This window comes from Filifactor villosus (genome assembly GCF_042652965.1).
GTDB lineage: Bacteria > Bacillota > Clostridia > Peptostreptococcales > Filifactoraceae > Filifactor > Filifactor villosus.
Window position 1 is genome coordinate 81290 of the sequence record NZ_JBHSHL010000014.1, and the last position, 16023, is coordinate 97312.

Annotated in this window: 15 protein-coding genes; all 15 read left to right on the forward strand. The window is 42.7% G+C overall.

Annotated elements, in window-relative coordinates:
* Window positions 1-4 precede the first annotated feature (4 nt).
* Window positions 5-2035, forward strand: a complete 2031-nt coding sequence (gene mutL, locus ACFO4R_RS04175) for a DNA mismatch repair endonuclease MutL (protein WP_379787776.1) — start codon at window positions 5-7, stop codon at window positions 2033-2035.
* A gap of 9 nt (window positions 2036-2044) precedes the next feature.
* Complete coding sequence (miaA, locus tag ACFO4R_RS04180; protein WP_379787778.1) at window positions 2045-2974, forward strand: tRNA (adenosine(37)-N6)-dimethylallyltransferase MiaA; 930 nt, start codon at window positions 2045-2047, stop codon at window positions 2972-2974.
* A 412-nt stretch (window positions 2975-3386) separates the two neighbouring features.
* Window positions 3387-4715 (forward strand): electron transport complex subunit RsxC, encoded by a 1329-nt coding sequence (gene rsxC / locus ACFO4R_RS04185; protein WP_379787779.1) that lies wholly within the window; start codon window positions 3387-3389, stop codon window positions 4713-4715.
* A gap of 15 nt (window positions 4716-4730) precedes the next feature.
* Window positions 4731-5699: an RnfABCDGE type electron transport complex subunit D gene (locus tag ACFO4R_RS04190; protein ID WP_379787780.1), complete on the forward strand. Its 969-nt coding sequence runs from the start codon at window positions 4731-4733 to the stop codon at window positions 5697-5699.
* Window positions 5689-6282 carry an RnfABCDGE type electron transport complex subunit G gene (locus tag ACFO4R_RS04195; RefSeq protein ID WP_379787782.1) on the forward strand — a complete coding sequence of 198 codons (594 nt, stop codon included), beginning with the start codon at window positions 5689-5691 and terminating at the stop codon, window positions 6280-6282. The genes ACFO4R_RS04190 and ACFO4R_RS04195 overlap by 11 nt, the downstream gene beginning before the upstream one ends.
* 15 nt (window positions 6283-6297) lie before the next feature.
* Window positions 6298-6891, forward strand: a complete 594-nt coding sequence (rsxE, locus tag ACFO4R_RS04200) for an electron transport complex subunit RsxE (protein ID WP_379787783.1) — start codon at window positions 6298-6300, stop codon at window positions 6889-6891.
* 11 nt (window positions 6892-6902) lie between these two features.
* On the forward strand, window positions 6903-7490 hold the full coding sequence (gene rsxA, locus ACFO4R_RS04205; RefSeq protein ID WP_379787784.1) for an electron transport complex subunit RsxA: 588 nt from the start codon (window positions 6903-6905) through the stop codon (window positions 7488-7490).
* Window positions 7491-7503: 13 nt separating this feature from the next.
* The gene (locus ACFO4R_RS04210) at window positions 7504-8388 is read left to right on the forward strand and encodes an RnfABCDGE type electron transport complex subunit B (RefSeq protein WP_379787785.1); all 885 of its coding nucleotides are present in this window, start codon (window positions 7504-7506) and stop codon (window positions 8386-8388) included.
* Between the two features lie 185 nt (window positions 8389-8573).
* On the forward strand, window positions 8574-9149 hold the full coding sequence (locus ACFO4R_RS04215) for a Maf family protein (protein ID WP_379787786.1): 576 nt from the start codon (window positions 8574-8576) through the stop codon (window positions 9147-9149).
* 48 nt (window positions 9150-9197) lie between these two features.
* The gene (radC, locus tag ACFO4R_RS04220; RefSeq protein ID WP_379787787.1) at window positions 9198-9881 is read left to right on the forward strand and encodes a RadC family protein; all 684 of its coding nucleotides are present in this window, start codon (window positions 9198-9200) and stop codon (window positions 9879-9881) included.
* 26 nt (window positions 9882-9907) lie between these two features.
* Window positions 9908-10750, forward strand: a complete 843-nt coding sequence (gene mreC / locus ACFO4R_RS04225; RefSeq protein ID WP_379787788.1) for a rod shape-determining protein MreC — start codon at window positions 9908-9910, stop codon at window positions 10748-10750.
* 12 nt (window positions 10751-10762) lie between these two features.
* Window positions 10763-11254 carry a rod shape-determining protein MreD gene (gene mreD / locus ACFO4R_RS04230; RefSeq protein ID WP_379787789.1) on the forward strand — a complete coding sequence of 164 codons (492 nt, stop codon included), beginning with the start codon at window positions 10763-10765 and terminating at the stop codon, window positions 11252-11254.
* A 5-nt stretch (window positions 11255-11259) separates the two neighbouring features.
* The gene (locus ACFO4R_RS04235) at window positions 11260-14109 is read left to right on the forward strand and encodes a penicillin-binding transpeptidase domain-containing protein (protein ID WP_379787790.1); all 2850 of its coding nucleotides are present in this window, start codon (window positions 11260-11262) and stop codon (window positions 14107-14109) included.
* A 439-nt stretch (window positions 14110-14548) separates the two neighbouring features.
* The gene (gene minC, locus ACFO4R_RS04240) at window positions 14549-15208 is read left to right on the forward strand and encodes a septum site-determining protein MinC (RefSeq protein WP_379787791.1); all 660 of its coding nucleotides are present in this window, start codon (window positions 14549-14551) and stop codon (window positions 15206-15208) included.
* An 18-nt stretch (window positions 15209-15226) separates the two neighbouring features.
* Window positions 15227-16018: a septum site-determining protein MinD gene (gene minD, locus ACFO4R_RS04245; protein ID WP_379787792.1), complete on the forward strand. Its 792-nt coding sequence runs from the start codon at window positions 15227-15229 to the stop codon at window positions 16016-16018.
* The last annotated feature ends 5 nt before the right edge of the window (window positions 16019-16023 follow it).

Genomic DNA, 16023 nt, shown 5'->3' on the forward strand with positions numbered 1-16023 from the left:
TGAAATGGAGCACGAGATTGTTTTATTGGATGAAGCGACGATAGGAAAGATCGCTGCGGGAGAAGTTGTCGAGCGACCTCTTGCAGTGATAAAAGAATTGATTGAAAACTCCTTGGATGCAAAATCGAAGCAGATCATTATTGAGATCCGAGATGGAGGAAAAACGTATATCAGAGTCACCGATGACGGAATAGGCATCCCAAGCGATCAGCTGGACAAGGTTTTCTTGCGTCATTCAACAAGCAAGCTGAGAAAGATCGAGGATTTAGAGACCTTATATACCTGCGGTTTTCGCGGAGAGGCCCTTTCTTCCGTAGCAGCTGTTTCGAAGACCACTTTGATTACACGAACGGGTTCGCAGGAATACGCAAGCAAGAGAATTATCGAGGGAGGCAAACGTATCTTGTCGGAGGTGAGCGGCTCGCAGGCGGGTACGACTTTGATTGTGGAGAATCTTTTTTTCAATGTTCCCGCAAGAGAGAAGTTCATGAAGTCTCCGCAGGCGGAGGCTATGGCGATCAACCAGCTGGTAACACGCTATGCCGTCGGTCATCCCGAGATCAAGTTTAAGCTCATCAATAACTATAAGGTAATGCTTTCGACAATCGGCGACGGAAGGTTGGAACATGCGATTCGGACGGTTTACGGAAAGGATGTTTCGGATAAGATGTTTTTTGTGGAAGAATACCAAGAGACAGAGGATCCGCGAGATGTGATCAAACTTTACGGGTATTTTTCCAAGACTTCCCTCTATCAGGCGAACAGGAGGATGCAGACCCTTCTTGTAAACGGGCGTTATGTTGAGGATTTTTCGATCTCGAGAACGGTAGAAAACGCCTATAAGGCTCTGATCCCTATAGGAAAGTTCCCCGCCTTCGTCTTCTTTGTCGAGGTCCATCCTTCAAGGGTCGATTTTAATATCCATCCGAATAAATTGAACATCAAGTACGACAGTGCTTTGAACCTTGAAGATAGGATCTATCGTCTGGTCCGAAACTCGCTTTTGTCCAAGAGTTCAAATTTGATACCCGAAGGAGAGTTTTTTACGCAGAAGATGTCTGCTGTAGAATCGAAGGAAAAGATAAGACCCTTCGTCGATATCGAGTCCACGACCAAAAGGGTCGAGTATGAACCGACGAATCCCATTAGCAGTTTTCTTAAAAAAATGGAAACAGGAGAAGTGCTTCATTCTTCCCCGAAGGTTGAGGATGAAAGGACTTTTTATCGACCTGAAACCCAGCAGGAGTCCTCTGAAATCGAAAAATACAAGCAGGCAGAGAAAGACGAAAAAATCAGACAGATGAGTTTCACTGAAAAGGCGGCAAGTACTCCTCTTGAACCCTTATCCAAAAAAGGGATCGATACGGTTTTGGAAGAAGAGACGCTTTATCTTCAGGAGGAGAGGACATCGGAGGACGAGGGCGCTGTCGACAAGGATGAAGGTATCCTGGACTATGAGAGCTTACACTATGTGGGACAGGTTTTTTCGACTTATTTGATCATGACCAGGGAGGAAAAGATGTATCTGGTGGATCAGCACGCTGCTCACGAAAGGGTTCTCTTTGAACGATATCTGGATATGGTGGAGAAAGATAAGGTGTCATCTCAACAGCTTCTGGAACATATTCATCTACATTTGGACTGGGAAGATTCTCAGATTGTACTCGACAACAGCGAGTTGATCAGAAAACTGGGATTTGATATCAGCTCTTTTGGAGAAAGGGTCTTTGCTATTAGAGGAGTTCCCGTCATGTTCAACAGGAATCAGACAGAACACTTTTTCAGCGAAGTCATTGAATTGTTCCGAGAGGGTAGAGGAATCACGGAACATGAGGAGTTTTTGCATAGGGTCGCGACCAAAGCTTGCCGGGCGGCGATCAAGGCCAATGACAGGATGACCGATCCGGAGGCGGCGGCCTTGATGAAATCTTTAAACTCATGCAATAACAAATATACCTGCCCTCACGGAAGACCGATCTTTATCGAAGTGAAAAAGTACGACCTGGAAAAGATGTTTAAACGAATCAATGCTTAGGAGGAGGAATTGAAGAAGGTTATTATGATAGTGGGGCCTACGGCAGTGGGCAAGACCTTTGTTTCAGTTGAAGCGGCCAAACGTTTGGATGCGGAGATCATTTCGGCGGATTCCATGCAGATCTATCGGAATATGGATATCGGAACTGCCAAGATCCGAGAAGATGAAAAACAGGGGGTGACTCACCACCTGATCGACATTGTGGACGCGGATGAATCTTTTACGGCTGCTCAGTACCAAACAAAGGCACTTTCTTGTATAGATGATATTTTTGCAAGGGGAAGAGTCCCGATCGTGGTAGGAGGGACAGGCCTTTACATCAACTCCCTCCTTTATGATATGGACTTTCAAAGCGGAGTATCGGATGAGGAGCTTCGAAGTTCACTATGGGAGCTGTATGACAAGGAAGGGGAAGAAGCGCTCTTTTTAAAACTTAGACAGCTGGACCCTAAAAAGGCCGAGAAAATAGATAGAAAAAATATAAAAAGAGTGATCCGGGCGATCGAAATTGCAACTTACAAAGATAAGAACCGTGATTTTTCCTCCGACTGCCCCTTGCGTGAAGGCTATCGTTTCTTCCTCTTTGTATTGACTTCGCCCAGGACTCTGCTTTATGAGAGAATCAACGAGAGGGTATTGAGGATGCTCGATGAGGGTCTTGTAGACGAGGTGAGCGCTTTGATCTCTCGTTTTCCGCTGACGCGAGAATCACAGTCGATGATGGGCATCGGATATCGTCAGGTCATATCGTATCTCGAAAACGAAATGACGGAGGAAGAGATGATCGAGGAGGTCCAAAAGCAGTCGAGGCGATATGCGAAGAGGCAACTCACTTGGTTTAAACGGTATCCTCAAGCAAGTTGGATCGAGATCACAAACCTTTCTGAGGAAGGGGAAGAGGTAGTAGATAAGATTGTAAATACCTTCAGAAGTTCTTGATTTTATTTTCACAACTTATAAAGAGAATACTTGAAAGTGAGTATACTTTGAAAATCTCTCTTTCTTCTGCTACACCTACGCCTTTGGTTATGGATGATCGCAGATGTCCGTACCCCGAAAACTTCTTTGTGGGGTACGGTTTTTTATTTTTATCTTGAAGATATTTTAAATTTGTTTTACAATGAAAGTAGAGAGTTTTCAACTAAACTCTAGTGATTTACTATGTTTTATGTTCATAAAGATAGGGATTTGAACAAGTCTTCGCACTTTGTTCATAAAAATGAGGATTTCAAGATGAAATAATCTGATATGAAAACTCTAAACATAGCATAGTTGTATAGTCGCAATAATATATTTGCCATATTGGCAGGAACAATGAATCATATTTCGTATATCAAAAGGGGGTTAAAATATGAATTTATTGAGTTTTCGCGGGGGTATCCATCCGGATTACAGCAAGAAATTCACGGCGGATAAGCCGATCGTGAAGGCACAGGATCCCAAGACGGTGTACATCCCGTTGTCTCAGCACATCGGTGCACCGGCCAAGCCTGTAGTTCAAGTGGGAGACAGTGTGAAGGTAGGACAGCTTTTGGGAGAAGCGGGGGGTTTTGTTTCTGCTCCGGTCCACTCTTCGGTTTCGGGGACCGTAAAGGGTTTTCAGATGATGCCTGTGGCGGGAGGACAGAAGGTAAACTGTGTAGTGATCGAAAACGACTTTAGTGAGGAAGTATCTCCACAGATCAAACCATATCCTTACATAGAAGATATGAGTCCTTCAGAAATTTTGGAAGTTATAAAGAACAGTGGCATCGTAGGTATGGGAGGTGCGACCTTTCCTACCCATGTAAAACTTTCGCCTCCTCCGGAGAAGAATGTCGATGTTGCGATCTTAAACGGTGCGGAATGTGAGCCGTATTTGACCTGTGACCACAGACTGATGTTGGAAGAGCCTGAGAATGTTGTCTACGGTCTGAGAGCTGTTATGAAGGTCCTCGGAGTAGAGAAAGGCTATATCGGCATCGAGAACAATAAGCCCGACTGTTTGGAGAAGATCAGGGAAGCAGCGAAGGAGTTTGCCAATATAGAGGTAGTAGCCCTTGCGACAAAATATCCACAAGGAGCGGAAAAACAGTTGATCAATGCGTGTACGGGTCGAGAGGTGCCTTCGGGAGGCCTTCCTGCGGATGCGGGCGCTGTGGTTTCTAACGTCGGAACAGCAGCTCAAATTGCTCGAAGTTTAAAGACGGGACTACCTTTGATCGATCGTAACTGTACCGTGACGGGTTCTGTAATCAGGGAACCTAAGAATATGAGGATCAAGATAGGAACTTTGTACTCCGAGCTGATCGAACAGTGTGGCGGTTTTAAGGAAGAGCCGGGTAAGGTCATAAGCGGGGGACCGATGATGGGATTGGCCCAGTCAAAACTTGAGGTTCCTGCTACAAAGGGAAGTTCCGGAATCTTGTGCATCAGCAAGAAAGAGGCTCAAGTACCCGAGTATTCCAACTGTATTCGATGTGGCAAGTGTACACAGGTCTGTCCTGCTTTTCTTCAGCCATTGTATATAAGCGGTTATTCCCTACAGGGAGAGTATGACAGGTCGGAAGAATTTCATGCGTTGGATTGTATTGAGTGTGGCTGTTGCTCTTTCATATGCCCTGCCAAAAGACCGCTGCTGCAGTCGATTCGTGTAGCGAAACAGGAAATTTTGGCAAAACGCAGAAGAAGTTCAAAGTAAAAGGGGGATCTTACATTGGAAACAAATCAATTGATCGTATCATCTTCTCCTCATATCAGAAGCAGTGAAGATGTAGCGCAAATTATGAAAGACGTACTGATTGCGCTTCTGCCGGCGACTTTAGCAAGTATCTATTTCTTTCGTGCAGGTGCAATTGTTAATATTTTAGTTGGTGTTTTAGGGGCTGTGGGAGCCGAGTTTCTCTGTCAAAAAGTTATGAAGAGAAAGGTCACCGTCAACGACTTTTCCGCAGCGGTGACAGGCTTGCTTTTGGCAATGAACGTACCCGCTTCTCTGCCTTGGTGGATCACGTTGGTAGGAAGTGCTTTTGCCATCATTATGGCAAAACAGGTCTTTGGGGGATTGGGTCATAACTTTATGAATCCGGCATTGGTTGCACGTGCAGCTTTGCTCGCCGCTTATCCGTCTCAAATGACGGGATGGGTAAATACGGCCTTAAATACATCTGCAAATGTAGACGGTCTGTCGGCAGCCACACCTCTTGCAGTTATCAAGGGGGGAGAGGCGGTTGAGGCGGCATCTCTCTTTGATATGTTTGTCGGAAACGTTCCGGGAACTCTTGGAGAAACGTCTGCCATCCTTTTGATCTTGGGCGGATGTTATCTGATTTACAGAAAGGTAATCTCTCCTAGAATTCCGCTGGTTTATATAGGGACGGTAGCTGTACTTACCTTTATTTTTTCGGGATTTGACCCCATGATGATCCCTTACAATCTGTTTGGAGGAGGATTGATGTTGGGAGCGTTTTTTATGGCGACAGACTACTCGAGTTCTCCTGTCAATGAGAAGGCTCAATTGGTATATGCTTTCGGTTGCGGTCTTTTGACATCGATTATTCGCTATTACGGAGGCTATCCGGAAGGAGTTTCCTACTCTATTCTTTTGATGAACGTTGCAGCACCTTTGATGGACAAAATGATGAAACCTAGAGTATTTGGGGAGGTATCGAAAAATGTCAAATAAAGAACCTAAAATTAAAAATGAAATTCTCCGTTTGGGTTTGATTCTTTTTGTCATCACAGCGGTAGCAGGAGGACTTCTTGGAGTTGTAAATGATATCACATCGCCGATTATCGCACAAAAGAAGGTAGAAGCGGCGAACGAGTCGAGAAGACTTGTGTTGAAGGATGCGCAAGACTTTAAACAGGTCGAGGGTACCTTTACATCGGAAATGTATCCCGATATTCCGGTAGATGAGGTCTACGAAGGAACAAATGGAAGCGGGACGGTAGGTTATGTAATAAAAACACTTCCCAAAGGATATGGCGGTACGATAGAAGTGATTGTGGGAATAGGACAAGACGGAGCGATCGAAGCCATCACGATAGGAAATATGGCTGAGACACCCGGCCTTGGAGCAAAGTCAAAGGAACCTGCTTTTCAGAACCAGTTTGCAGGAAAGCCTGCAGGAGTTCTTTCTGTGATTAAGTCGGGAACTCCGGGGGAGAGCGATGTTTTGGCGATCTCGGGTGCAACGATCACGTCTAACGCCGTGACTTTAGGGATCAATACGGCGATTGATGTTTTCAATACCAAATTAAAGTAAAGGGGGATTTTTAAGATGGGATTTTTTAAGGCATTAAAAAATGGGATTATTGATGAAAATCCAACCTTTGTCCAAGTTCTGGGAATGTGTCCCACGCTTGCTGTAACCACTTCCGCAATGAACGGTCTGGGTATGGGTTTGGCGGCTACAGCTGTATTGGTTGGTTCAAACGTTGTTATTTCGATATTGAGGAATTTTATTCCGAATAAGATAAGGATACCGGGTTATATCGTTGTTATCGCAGCCTTTGTAACGATTATTTCCATGTTGTTGGAGGCCTTTGTTACACCCTTGTACGACGCACTCGGACTCTTTCTTCCGCTCATCGTTGTAAACTGTATCATCCTTGCGAGAGCGGAGAGTTTTGCTAATAAGAACGGCCCTGTTGCATCGGCGGGAGACGGGATCGGAATGGGTCTTGGATTTACGATGGCTTTGACGATCTTAGGCTCTATTCGTGAGATACTGGGAGCGGGTTCTATTTTTGGATACAGCTTGTTCGGCGGTCTGTATACACCGGCGATCATTATGATACTGCCCCCGGGAGCATTTTTGACACTGGGTCTGCTACTGGCCGGATTTAACAAGTTAAAATCTGCGAAACAATAAGGGGGTACAAGATGGAACTAATACAAAGTTTGATTATTATATTGATAGGAAACCTGTTTGTAAGCAACTTTTTAATGTCGAGATTTTTGGGGATCTGTCCATTTTTGGGAGTTTCCAAGAAGGTGGAGACCGCTTTAGGAATGGGATTAGCGGTTACCTTCGTTATGACCTTGGCATCCATTGTTACATGGGCAATTCAAATCTTGATCTTGAATAAGTTGGGAATTGCATATATGCAGACAATCGCGTTTATTCTCGTCATTGCAGCTTTGGTACAGTTTGTTGAGATGGTGATTCAAAAGTCTTCACCAACCTTGTATCAGGCTTTAGGAGTATATCTTCCTTTGATCACGACGAACTGTGCCGTGCTTGGGGTAACCATACTTAATATCGACAATAACTATAACTTTTTGGAATCCACTGTGAACGGATTTACAGCCGCTTTGGGATTCACTCTTGCCATCGTCCTCTTTGCCGGTATTCGGGAGAGAATGGAGTTGTCGGAGATTCCCACACCGTTCAAGGGATTTCCTATTGCCTTGATATCGGCAGGGTTGATGGCAATAGCATTTTTGGGATTTACCGGATTGATCAAGTAGGGGAGGAGATATCATGAGTACAATTATTAATGCGTTAGCAAGTTTATCCGCAATGGGACTTGTATTCGGCTCAGGCCTAGCTTATGCCTCCAAAAAATTTGAAGTTCAGGTGGATCCGAAGGAAAAAGCGGTTCTGGAGGCTTTGCCGGGAGCAAACTGCGGGGGTTGCGGATACCCGGGTTGTGGAGGGTTGGCTTCCGCCATTGCAAGCGGAAAGGCTCCGGTCAATGCATGCCCCGTCGGAGGAGCTGCGGTAGCGGCACAGGTTGCCGTTATTATGGGAGTATCCGCCGATGCGGGGGACAAGAAGGTTGCTCACGTTCAATGTAATGGAGGGACAGCAAGAGCCAAAATAAAATCGAACTATCAGGGGATTTTAAATTGTAGAGCCGCTTCTATGGTGAATAACGGGGATAAGGAGTGTTCCGTCGGTTGTCTGGGATATGGAAGCTGCGTTTCCGTGTGTGCTTTTGATGCGATCCATGTAACGGAAGATGGAGTCGCTCTGGTCGACAGAGAAAAGTGCGTTGCTTGCGGGAAATGTATCGATGCCTGCCCCAGATTGCTGATCACTATGGTTCCGGAGAAGAAAACCGTCGTTGTGGACTGTAGTAACCGGGATAAGGGAAAGGCAGTCAAGGATGTCTGTCAGGTAGGTTGTATCGGATGCGGGATTTGTGAAAAGAACTGTCCCTTCGACGCGATTCACGTGGAAGGTAATATTGCAAGGGTCGATTATGACAAGTGTAAACTCTGCAAGATCTGTGTTCAAAAGTGTCCAACAAAGGCGATATCGAAACACTTGTATAGAGAGCCTAAACCGAAGGAAGCGGCTGCACCCAAGGCTGCACCGGCACCGAAGGCGCCGGAAGCTCCTGAGGCTCAACAGGGAGTATAGACGAAAGGATCTGTTGCAGATAAAAAGAAAGAGACTCTTATAGGAGATGATCAAACAAAAGATGTGTACTTTTAAAACAAAAGAGCACATCTTTTGTTTTATTTTCTTTCATATTTCTTATATTTTTAAACTTTAAATTATGTTATAATAAACGGTATTACAACAGTTTGGGAAAGGATGGACTCATGAGGACCGCTCTTGAAAAAAAGATTATTCTAGCATCGAACTCGCCCAGGAGAAAGTCTCTGCTGGAGGAGTATAAAATCGACTTTGATATTATTACGAAGCCTTTGGATGAGGACATCTACTGTACTTTTTCGCCTGCATCGACTTGTATGTCACTGGCCTTTCAAAAGGGGATCCTCGTAGCTCGAGATCATCCTGATAGAACGGTGTTGTCTGCCGATACCATCGTTTCGTGCAACAACGTGATCTTAGGAAAGCCAAAGGATGAAGAGGAAGCTTTTGAAATGCTTTCTTTTTTAAGCGGTCAAACGCAACTTGTGCTTACAGGCTTTTCTCTTATTCGTTTGAAAAAAAACATAAAGATCGTCGATTATTGTAAAAGTGAGATCGTATTCAAAGAGCTTTCGAGAGAAAGAATAGAAGCCTATATTCAAACGGGAGACTATAGAGACAAGGCAGGAAGTTACGGAATTCAAAGTGGAGCCTTTGATTTTGTTGAGAGAGTAAAGGGTGATTTTAACAATATTGTGGGCTTACCGATCGACAGTATACTCACTTATCTGGACAAAATTTAAACCACTATCGGTCGAAGTCTGTATGGATTGAGAAAGAGGGGGTTTCCGATGGCGGATATAAAGATGAAAGATATTGCAGAAGCTGAAAAACCTCGAGAGAAGATGACGGTACATGGAGTAGAGATGTTATCTAATGCCGAATTACTGGCTATTTTGCTGGGGACGGGCTCTTCTGAGAGATCGGTGTTATTTTTATCGGAAGAGATTTTAAAGAGGTGCGGAGGAATAAGAGGACTTGTAGATTTTTCGATGTCAGAATTGCTTGGAATAAAAGGGGTGGGAAGTGCTAAAGCTTGTAGGATACTCTCTGCAATCGAATTGTTTCGACGTATTTCAAAAGAAACAAATAAGGAGAGGTTTCAAATTAAGAGTGCATCTTCCGTAGCGGCATTATTTATGGAAGAACTTCGTTATGAGCAAAAGGAGTATTTTAAGGTGTTGTTTTTGGATACGAAAAATCGTATCATCTGCGATCGGTGTATTTCCATCGGTTCTTTGAACGCTTCCATAGTGCATCCTAGAGAGGTGTTCAAGGAAGCGGTGAGACAGAGTGCGAACAAGATTTTTTTGATACATAACCATCCTTCAGGGGATTCTTCTCCCAGCAGCGAAGATATCTCGATCACCAAGAGACTTGTAGAAGCCGGAAAACTCTTGGGAGTTGAAGTGTTGGATCATATTATTATCGGAGACGGGAATTACACTAGTCTCAAAGAATACGGTTATCTGTAAACATAGATAAATGGGCAAGGTGCAAAATGAAGAAAATAATCAAGGACAAAAAGACATACTATATCATAGGAGCTCTTCTGCTTTTTATTCTGCTCTTAAATTCATTTAAAAACAACTTCAGTTTCAGCAACCCCTTCTTATCTTTTTTTGCCCAGACAGTGAAGGTATCGGAGCAGGTAAAAACGACGCTTTCCACAAAATTATTTCCTGAAAATGAAGATTCAAAGGATGTGGTGATCGAGAAGCTCAGAAGCGAAAATGAAGAATTGAAGAAAAACCTTTTTCAAAATGCAGTAACACAGACCGATCTGGAAGAACTCAGAGAGTTGAAATCAACGCTGAACTATGTGTCGAATCACTCAGTGGATCAGTATATTTCCACCTCCATCATCTACAAGAATGACGGGAATTATTTCACCTCCTTTGTTATAGATGCGGGGGAGAAAAGCGGCGTAAAAAAAGACAGCATCGTTATAGGTCAAAACGGTTTGTTAGGGGTTATCTTTGAAGTCAACAAAAACTATTCCAAGGGGATATCCATTCTGGATTCAAATATGTCAATGAGTTTTGAGGTGCTTAGAAATAAAGAGATCACAGGGGTGGCAAGTCAGAACATCGCCATCAATACTCAGGATGATTTCAACGGATATCTAAAAGGCTATCTCTTTGATAAAGAACAGCACCTTTATCCGGGTGACATTTTGGTGACTTCCGGTTTAGGTCTTTATCCGGGAGGTATACAGATCGGTGAAGTGGAAGAGGTTATCCAAGATAAGGCAAATATTTTGAAGTATGTGAAGATCAAGCCGTATATCAACTTCAAGACGATCAACAAGATCCTTGTAATCAATCCGAGAGATATGCAGTAAGAAGGAGAAACCATGAGGAACCTGATTTTTTTTATCATAGGACTGGCGGTCATTTTGGTTGAATTGTTCTTCTTAAACGATCTCCATATCATTTCCGTGAATATCAACCTGCTGTTGATCTACATGGTATGCATCGCACTTTTTTCTGAAATCGATAAAGCACTTTTTTTGGCTCTATTGATGGGACTTGCCAAGGACTTTACGGTGGAAAGGATTGTGGGAGTAAATGCTCTGATTTTTATTGTGATAGCCCTTGTTATAAGAAGGTTGAAGGAAGTGATCTATAAAGACAAGCCGATGACGCCATTTTTGTTTCTTCTTCTTTCATCTTTTTTGTACAGTATGGTTTATATTGCATTATATAAGTTGTATCTCGGTAGAGCTTTTATGTTCTCCTATGTTGCAACAAACATTCCGATCTTTGTGTTTGTCGAAACTGTACTTGGAACTTTGTTGTTTCTGCCCATAAAAAAAATGATTTATCAAATTCAGGATAGATGGTGAATATTATGAAATATAATATACAACGTCGCTTTGTTATCTTCTATGTGGTCCTGTCGCTGGTCTTTTTTGTAATGATCGCTAAAATTATGTATTTAACAATATTTTCCGAGGACGTATTCAGTAAGAGAGAAGCGAGTTTTATCTATAAAAAAATTGAAATAAAGGCTCCTCGTGGAGAAATTAGAGATCGAAACGGTCGTCTGCTTGCGGGAAATCGTCCCAGTTTCAATGTTCAGGTAACAAAAGATACATCGGTTTCTCAAGAGGATCAAAATAAGATGTTCTACCGCTTGTCGAAGATCTTGAGAACCAACGAAGAAATGCTGGTCGACGAATTTCCCATCAAGGTATATCAAGGGTATTATTATTTTATCTACGATGAAGAACTAAGAAAATGGAAGGAAAAGAACAATCTGAAACCTGATGCAACTGCGGAAGAGAGTTTCTCTATCCTTGCAAACCTGCTTTCGGAGCAGGGAGTGATCCGAATAAATCCGGAAGATACCGCAAAAGATATCCAACAGAAGATGATAGAGATCGGTTACTATCCTCCCATTTCCGTAAAAAGTGAGCTTAGATTCATTCAGGATATCAAAAAAGAAGAATGGATGGAGAGAACATTCGGAAGAGGCTATAAGGATCATTTGGATAAGTCTGCACAAGAGATCTTCAAACTTGCAAGGGAGGTGTATGAGATATCTGACGGACTTGATGAAAAATCGGCAAGGGATGTTATGATTCTCAACGATCTTTTGCGTTCGAGAAGACAGTTTCAATATCAGCCTATAAACATCTCCTTCGATATAGGCGAAAAAACCGTTATTCAATTGGAAGAGGAGACCTTAAATCTTCCCATGGTCAGCATCGTGGTCGAGCCGGTAAGATACTATCCTTATGGAGAGTTCACCTCTCATATCTTGGGTTACTTAGGAAAGATCGGTGAGAATGAGACGGACTATTATGTGAAAGAAAAAGGGTATGACCCCAATGAGATTATCGGAAAGACGGGATTGGAAAAGGCTTTTGAGGAGAAACTGAGAGGGAGGTCGGGATATCGGATCGTCCAAGTCGATGTAAAAAACAGGATGGTTCAGAGTCTGGGTTTCCAGGCGCCTATTCCGGGAGAGACCGTATACATCACTACGGACAACGAGTTGCAGCAGGTCGTAGAAGATTCTCTCAAAAAGACTCTCAACTCCATCCAAACAGGTTCTTCCTACACGAGCAATTGGGGAGATATTAAGATGAGGGATACCAACAAGGTCTTTAACAAGGCAAAGTCGGGAGCAACGGTAGTCCTCGATGTCAAAAGCGGTGAAGTGCTTGCCATGGCAAGTTATCCCGATTATGACCCGAATAAGTTCGTTCTGGGAATCAGCCAGGAGGAATACGAAAAGCTTATGCCTGAAAACATCAATGATTCCATGGCTCCTAAACCTTTATATAACATTTCCACAATGATGTCGGTCCAGCCGGGATCTACCTTCAAAATGATCACAGGCTTGGCAGGACTTGAGAACGGACTTGATCCCTATTACAGGATTCAGGATAAGGGTTTTATCGAGATCGGCCAGCATAAATTCGGATGTTGGATATGGAACAGCAGCAATGGGGGAAGGACTCATGGAAAAGAAAATCTGATCGATGCGATCAGAGACTCGTGTAACTACTATATGTACTGCCTGAGCGTAGGTTATGACTATTCAAAAGATGTGAAGATGAATGTCGAGATGAACTCCGAAAAGATATTGGACTATGCAAAAAGATTCGGTTTGGACGAGAAGACGGGAATAGAGATAGAAGAGACGAAGGGGCAGGTTCCCAATGTCGGAATCGAAAAAGAAAAGACCTTAAAATCTCTGAGTTCTTTTTTAAACAAGTTTATGGAGGACAAGTTTGAAGATGTGAGTTCGGGAAGCGCAGAATATACGAAAAAAATCGAAACAATAACATCATGGTCGACAGAAAACCCGGGAAGAGGTGAGTTGATCAGACGCTTGTCCAAACTTTCAGTAAAAAAAGAGCACATCAATACGGTTGCCGATAGGATCAAGTATGACTATTTCAATACGATGAGTGGGTGGAAGGAAGGAGATGCCTTTAACTTGGCGATCGGTCAAGGGGCTCACTCTTACACACCGATACAGTTGGCGAGATATATCGCTGCCTTAGCTAATGATGGGGTGATGAATGAAGTAACTGTGGTTAACCGCACAGTAGATTCGGAAAAGAGAAATGCTCTGGTCAATTCAACTGAGAAAACTCCGATAGAATTAAAAAACAAAGATAATTTGAAATACTTGGTTCAGGGGATGATCAATGTTTCGGACGAAGGAACATCCAAGAATGTATTTAAAAATTTTCCGGTCAGTGTCGCATCTAAAACCGGAACGGCTCAAAGGCCCGGTTATATTCCAACCAAAGATGAGAAGAACTATTATCTCTCCCATTTGAGATCTTATGGTGTAAAACGAGATGAAGTGCTGAAACTTGCAAAGGAACTTGAGGAAAACTCGAAACTTAAACTTCCCGAACACCAATACATTGTTCAGGCGATTTTGAAACTTAACAAAAACCTTTCATCAAAGAGAGATCTGGATATTTATAAGGATGAATATGACGAGTTTGCATGGTTTGTTTCGTTTGCACCCGCAGAGAACCCTGAGATTGCGATTGTGTCAGTAATTGTTCAAGGGGGTCACGGAGGTTACGGTGCTCCTATGGCAAGGGATATCTATACAAAATATTTTCGTTTGAACGAACCTCAAAAACAGGATAAGAATAACAAAGATGCTCAGCCTTCTATCGAAGTACCTGTTCAAAAAAAGATCAACTATTCGGATGAGATCAATTAAACGCTTTTCATGGGCTGAACGTTGATTTCATAGCAAATAAGTGATAGAATGGACGGGAGATTTTTGTTGAAGATGCAGTTAAGACAGTACCGTACGGCTAGAAAAATCAGCATAAAATTGACTTTAGACAGTTGATGAAATTCTTGAAAGGGTTGATTTGTCGCACCTCTGTATTTTGTGAATCCATAGGAGGTTAAGAGTTCACGTTTGTAGGTTTCCTCATACGTTTCTACGGTTGAAGAGTGGATATACCCTCCTCTACAAATATAAAAAAATATTTGAATGATGATAATGTAGAGCACTGATATCAACAATTTGAGTGGATAAGGCAATAAAACATCGTATCCGCTTCTTTGGATATAAAAATCGGATGGTAATCGGTATTGGTTAAAGGTGATAATTCCGGAAAATAAAGACTATATAAAAGGAGATTATTGAGTTGCAAAAGCCTGAAATAGAGATCAAAGGTTTAAAAGGAGAGTTTATCATTTTTTTTGATGATCAAGTCACTCTCTATAAAGCGATCACGTTATTGGAAGAAAAGTTGTCTTCCAATAAAGACTTCTTCAAGGATACGGTCTTTAAAGAGATCAAAGCGAAAAATCTAAGTGAGAACGATAAAGATATCATCGCCCGTTTTTTGAAGGAGCATCACGATATTGAGTTGCCTAAACAGACCCAAGATACTAAGATTGAAGATGGGGTTGGCAGAAAAAAAGAGATTTTTAAAGAAGAATCGCCCTCTCACTTCTCCGAAAAAGGATCTCAACAGACAAAGTTTGTCTTTGAAACGCTTCGTTCAGGAACTCTGGTGGACTTTGACGGTCATGTTGTAGTGATAGGAGATGTAAATCCGGGTGCAAGAGTGCAGGCGACGGGGAATGTTATCATCCTTGGAAATCTAAGAGGAACTGTTCATGCAGGAGCGAACGGAAATAAGGAGACTTTTGTCTTTGCCGAAAGGCTATTACCTATTCAATTGAGAATATCGAACTCCATTGCCATCCTGTCTGAAAAAGACAAGTCAGTAGAAGAGCCTTTGATAGCAAGCATAAAAGATGATAATATTGTGATAGAATCGTGTTTGACAAGAAGATAGTAAAAGGAGGAAGTTTATATGTCGGAAGTAATTGTGATTACTTCAGGAAAAGGTGGGGTAGGAAAAACTACGACCACTGCGAATCTTGGAACTGCATTGAGTTTGAAAGATAGGAGGGTCGTTATCGTCGATGCCGATATCGGGCTTAGAAACTTGGATGTGGTGATGGGACTTGAAAATAGGATCGTATATGATTTGGTCGATGTTGTAGAAGGAAGATGCAAATTGAGACAAGCTTTGATCAAGGACAAAAGATTTGAAAATCTGTACTTGGTTCCTGCAGCACAGACCAGAGATAAGGATGCTGTCAATCCGGATCAGATGAAGGCCCTATGTGAAGAATTAAAAAAAGACTTCGACTATATTTTGATCGACTGTCCTGCGGGAATAGAAAACGGATTTAAGAATGCGATCGCAGGCGCGGACAGAGCTTTGATCGTCACCACGCCTGAAGTGTCTGCAGTAAGAGATGCCGATCGCATCATCGGACTTTTGGATGCTCATTCCATTAATGACCATAGATTGATCATCAACCGCTTTAAACCCAATATGGTCCAAAGAGGCGATATGATGGATATAGATGATATTTTGGAGATTTTGGCTGTTGACTTGATCGGGGTGGTCCCCGAAGATGAGAAAATCGTGGTCTCTACAAATACGGGGGAACCTGCAGCAAATGATCCCACATCGATGGCGGGAAAGGCTTATTGTAACATCGCATGCAGAGTCATGGGAGAAGAAGTTGAAATTATGGATCTTAGCGCCAACGAATCCTTTTTATCAAAAGTGTTTGGTTTGTTCAAAAAATAGAAAGG